Origin of the sequence: Cupriavidus numazuensis (assembly GCF_905397435.1) — a bacterium.
Taxonomy (GTDB): domain Bacteria; phylum Pseudomonadota; class Gammaproteobacteria; order Burkholderiales; family Burkholderiaceae; genus Cupriavidus; species Cupriavidus numazuensis.
The window spans coordinates 1-4,911 of the sequence record NZ_CAJPVI010000126.1 but is presented as its reverse complement, the minus strand read 5'-3'; the positions used below and the strand labels follow the sequence as shown (position 1 = coordinate 4,911).

Below are 4,911 nucleotides of genomic sequence, written 5' to 3'. Positions count from 1 at the left end.
CTGGCTGTTCACGAAGTTGCCCCTGGCCACCACGGCCGATGACTATGCCGCGCTGCTACCTTGGGCTATGCCTGACGCAGTTGTGAGTGACGTCGTTTATTGACTGCATACAGATGAACGCCGAACGCGAAGAGCGTTAGCGGGCAGCCAAGGCTACCGCTGAATCCAAGTAGGAAGGGAAAGGGCAGACATCGAGATTTCTACCGCCCGGGCTGCGTGCACCCTGACAGCTAAAGCGCCGGCCCTGCGGGCCTCGGGCGAGCGGCGGCAGTCGCTTCTTGGGCCAACTGCGCGTCGATGGCCGCCAGCGCTTGGTTCAGGACAGCTTCAAATGCCTCCAATGCCTGGGCATAGGTTGGGATGCTCTCGGGGAGCGAATAGACCATGTCCTGCGTGAAGGCCGCATATTGCGCCGTGAGTTCAGGGCTCGCCTTGGCGTAGGCCAGAGCGTTGGCGATCTCCGCTCGCGGGTTGGCGACGAACTGCGGGTGCTGGTTCGCGAAGTCCCCTTGGTCTTTGGCGATGACGCCGCTGACCAGGCGCCCGAGCGCGGCGGCGTCCGCGATCAATTCGGCACGCGTGGTGGCGAGCTGATGCACGTCGTAGAGGTGGCGCACCAAAGCGCGATCCCAGAGCTTCTCATCCTGCAGCAACGCCGGATCGTGGCCGTGGCGGGCGCGATGGGCGGCGAGGCGTCTAGGGAAGGAGATGAGCTTCTCGGCGAGCGCCTCCGGCAGCGCGATGCAGTCGACGGTGAAGGGGTTCGCGTAGTCGCCAGCGGCGAGCTTGTCGAGCAGCAGCCCGATGGGCATCTTATCGGCGGCGAACCCTAGCGGTGCGTGGTTGAGTTCGATGAGGAGATGGCTGCGCAGCGCTTCGGGCTTGTCGAAGGCGGATTCGTAGCTCACGTCCAACCGCGTGTAGGCATTCTCGTCGCGAGCAGTCCTCGCAACGTTGCCCTTGCCAAATCCGCCATGCTCCAATGTGTGCGCGATCGCCTCGCCGAAGGCCTTGAGCGCCTCGCGCCGCTTGGTGCGGCTGAGGGCCGCGCCCGCCGCCGTTGGCACGACCTTGAAATCGACATCCTCGGACATCCGGGCGAGTGCCCCGTAAGCCTTTGACAGGCACGTGCCGCCACAGAAGACTAGGCGGAAGTTTGGATCCGGCGGCGCCTCGACGATCAGGCGCATCGCCTCCAGGACGTGGTGGTCCTTCTCCAGGGCGTAAGCCGGAAGCGGCAGCGCCGCCTCCACCGAAAAGTCGTTGATGCGTTCGATGTCGCTGTTCGGGAGACGCCTCATTTATCGCTCATACCGAATGGTTTTGCCGCCGAAGCCGATCTTGCGGGTCACGCGCGAGTTGCCCACGTTGAGCGCCGCCGACATCGGCATCTGCGTCGTGCGGCCGTCCCTATATGCCTTCGCGGCGTCGCCCGCGTCCGTCTTCACACCCAGCTTGCTCAGGGCCTCGCGCCCGATCTGCTCGAGCGGAATCGCGGGCACGTTGTTGCCCGTCACGCTGGACTTCTTGGCCTTGACGTAGATGCCATAGCCGGCCTTGACCAACAACCCCTTGGCCATCATCGAACGCAGCACGCGCCCCACCTGGTCGTAGCTGCCGAACTTGTCGAACTCCTTGCGAACGAACACTTTCGCCGTCGAGTTGTTCAGGGTGCGTTCGATGCGCTCTTGAATGCTCATTTTGGCCATGAAAGCCTCCTTGCAAAAATACGGCGCAGATGCCGTATTTTTGCGCGAGATCGAGCCGGCGTCAATACAAGCGCCATAAGGCTTTGCGGGGGCGGGCATCTCCATCCTTCGCGCGCGAGTGTGGGCGGCCAACCCTCTCTATACCATCTCTCCCATGCGGGCGTGGGACGGGAGGGTAGCTGCCATGAGACGAAGTCGCAATGTCGAAAATGTGCCGCCTCGAACACACAAATATTGAGTGATGACAGTGGGGAGTCGACTCATCAGCTTGATCGGCCGCTGGTACAGCCGAGCCCCCTGCGCAGCGCTGCCCCACCGATGCAGCGCTACAATCGCGCTCACGCGCCCCGACCAAATCGAGCCAACCACGCGTCATCTACGTGGGCAAGGTGGCGCCAGAGCGACGATGCCGTCGCGACGAAAATGATCGCCATATCCGGTTCGTTGACGTTGCTGACGAATCTTGTCATCGCGTGGAACACCCGACGCATGCAGGAGACGGTCGACAGCTGGCGCAGCAAGGGCAGCGCATTGATGATGACTGGATCCGACACATGGGGCCCGCGCATTTTGGGCACGTGAATTTTCGGGGAGCGCTCAACTTTCCGATCGAACGGTACCAGGAAGTGCTGCTCGACGCCGCGCCCTGGCGGAAGGTGGGCCGTTCCTGACACCAGGAAACATAGGAGATGGTAGTTTGAAGCGTGCGATCACTCGCGAACTGGCAAAGATCCTTTCGACCATTCGTTGCCATGGGGATTTCTATGCCTCGGGCAGGTCCGAAATCGTCATGCCCAATCTGGAAGTGGACGGCGTTGGCCGCATCGCGCTACCACTGCTTCCCGTGCAGGCCGAACAGCTTGCCGCCGTTGCGGAGCGTGCGCCCTACGGTCGCGGAGAGGAAACACTCGTCGATACCGAGGTTCGGCGGACCTGGCAGCTTGACGCTGACGGCATCCACCTTGCCGGGCAAAGCTGGCCCAAGACCCTGGATGCGATGGTTGGCAAGGTGGCGGCCGGGCTGGGGGTGACCGAACCCGTGACGGCCGAGCTGTACAAGCTGCTGATCTACGATACCGGCAGCTTTTTTGTCGAGCATCGTGACACGGAGAAGATTCCAGGGATGTTCGCCACCCTGGTGGTAGCGCTGCCCTCGGTCAGCAGCGGCGGGGAACTCGTTGTCCGTCACCGGGGACGTGAAGTCTGCCTCGATCTGGGCGGGTCCGACTCGGCAGCGGTGTCCTTCGCCGCGTTCTACGCGGACTGCGTGCATGAGGTCCGTCCAGTTACCTCGGGTTACCGGCTGGTTCTCATTTACAACCTTGCCCGCGCCGGCCGGCGCCAGCCTTCCGCGCCACCGGCCTATGACGGCGAGCAGTCAGCCGTCGCGGCGCTGCTACGGCGTTGGGTCGCGAACAAGGATTCGCCCGATGACAGCTCACCGGACAAGCTGGTCTATCCGCTGGAGCACGCCTATACCCCGGCAGAGCTGGCGTTCGACACCCTGAAGAATGCGGATGCGGCCGCTGCGGGGGTACTCATTCGCGCTGCTGACGAAGCAGATTGTGACCTTTACCTAGCCCTGGTGTCGATCGAGGAAACCGGGACCGCGGAATATGCCGGTTACGCCTCGCGCAGACGAAGCCGATGGTACCGCGACCGAGATGAAGACGATGAGGGCGGATACGACGACGACTTCGAGATCGGCGAGATCATCGAACGGACGCTGACAATCTCGAACTGGCGGCAGCCCGATGGCAGCAAGCCGGCCATCACTGCCCTGCCGTTCGAGGAAGACGAACTCTGTCCACCAGGAAGCTTCGACGAACTGGAGCCTGACGAACAGCATTTCCACGAGGCCACCGGCAACGAGGGCGCGACCTTTGAGCGGACCTACCGGCGGGCGGCCTTTGTGCTATGGCCCCGGACACGACGACTTGCCGTGATGCATCAGGCAGGTTTGGGCGTAACCTTGCCGTACCTGAGTGAGCTGGCCGCTCGTTGGGAACAGAGTGGAGAGAGTCAGGCCTCGCCCCACTGGCACGATGCACATACGCTCGCCGGCTACATGCTGCGCGACTGGCCGGCATCGCGTGGTTACCATGGGAACGGCGACCAGGTCATTTGCATGGCGGCGAGTCTGAGGCAACTACGCGACACCGCGCACCTCGACACCCTGCTGGACATCATGCCGGCCAGGTGGATGTATCACGGCAGCGAGAACGAGGCACTGGCGCGCGCAGCCGGCCTTCTCCTGCCACAGCGGGCGTCCGAACTCGTGGAACAGATCATCGCCTGGAACGCGCAGATGATGCCCGGTGCCTGCGCCGGTCTGCTGGCGCGGATCGGCGAAAGTGGCCAGTTCGTAAATTCTCCTGAACTTCTTCACCCGGCTGCCGCGACGCTCGTCCAAACGCTGACAGGGCAACGCACCAGTCCCGCCCGACCTGACCATTTCCTTCCGCCGGATCCGATCACGGCGAGCCTGATCGAAGATCTGCTCACTGCCCTCGTGCAGATTGACGCGCCATTACTCGCCGACCTTGTGGTGGGGCATGTGCTGGCGCATCCGACTTCGTTCGGATTGGATGCCATCGTAGTCCCGGCCGTCGTGGCGTTGTGCGAACGCGCACGGACCGCGAACACCGCATCGGCTCGGCGCCTGCGCGCGGCCTGTCTGGCGCATTTGCGCGACCGTATCGGCCAGCCATTGGCTCCGCCCGCGGATTTTGCGCGCGCGAATCCGAATCCCTGTCGTTGCCCCCATTGCGCTGCACTCGGCCAGTTCCTGGTGGATCCCGCGCGCAACGAATGGGGGCTCAAGGCCGCCGAGCAAGTGCGCCGCCATGTTGAGAGCGCCATCCAGGTACATGGATGCGATGTGGATTGCCAAACGAGCCGGGTCGGAAGACCCTACAGTCTGATTTGCACCAAGAATCAGGCGAGCTATCAACGGCGCGTGCGGCAACGCAAGGAGGATCTGCGCAACCTCGAACGGCTTGAGGCTGTACCTGAACAGGCATGACAGGCCTGTGGCAGAGCGGTTGCATGACGGAGTCGCAAGTTGACGACAGAGGTGACGCGATGGATATTACTGACCGGCGCACTAAATAGTGCGTACGTTTGATCAGGCTGCGTAGCGAACATGCTTTTCCTGAAACAGGTTGCGAATGACGTGAGGCTGCTTCTGCCGGCGATGCAG

At 62.8% G+C, this 4,911-nt stretch carries 3 protein-coding genes and 1 pseudogene; 2 read left to right on the top strand and 2 right to left on the bottom strand.

Annotated elements, in window-relative coordinates; all coding sequences use genetic code 11:
* Nucleotides 1-230: 230 nt before the first annotated feature.
* Both KHO41_RS40610 and KHO41_RS40605 read right to left on the bottom strand, forming a co-directional pair.
* Complete coding sequence (locus tag KHO41_RS40610; protein ID WP_211958831.1) at nucleotides 231-1,301, bottom strand: nucleotidyl transferase AbiEii/AbiGii toxin family protein; 1,071 nt, start codon at nucleotides 1,299-1,301, stop codon at nucleotides 231-233.
* Nucleotides 1,302-1,814, bottom strand: a complete 513-nt coding sequence (locus tag KHO41_RS40605; RefSeq protein ID WP_211958830.1) for a DUF6088 family protein — start codon at nucleotides 1,812-1,814, stop codon at nucleotides 1,302-1,304.
* A 263-nt stretch (nucleotides 1,815-2,077) separates the two neighbouring features.
* Here KHO41_RS40605 and KHO41_RS42120 point away from each other — a divergent pair.
* Both KHO41_RS42120 and KHO41_RS40595 read left to right on the top strand, forming a co-directional pair.
* Nucleotides 2,078-2,380 (top strand): annotated as a pseudogene (locus KHO41_RS42120) (Tn3 family transposase); the annotation flags it as partial.
* Nucleotides 2,381-2,406: 26 nt separating this feature from the next.
* Nucleotides 2,407-4,734 carry a 2OG-Fe(II) oxygenase gene (locus KHO41_RS40595; protein WP_211958829.1) on the top strand — a complete coding sequence of 776 codons (2,328 nt, stop codon included), beginning with the start codon at nucleotides 2,407-2,409 and terminating at the stop codon, nucleotides 4,732-4,734.
* Nucleotides 4,735-4,911 lie beyond the last annotated feature (177 nt).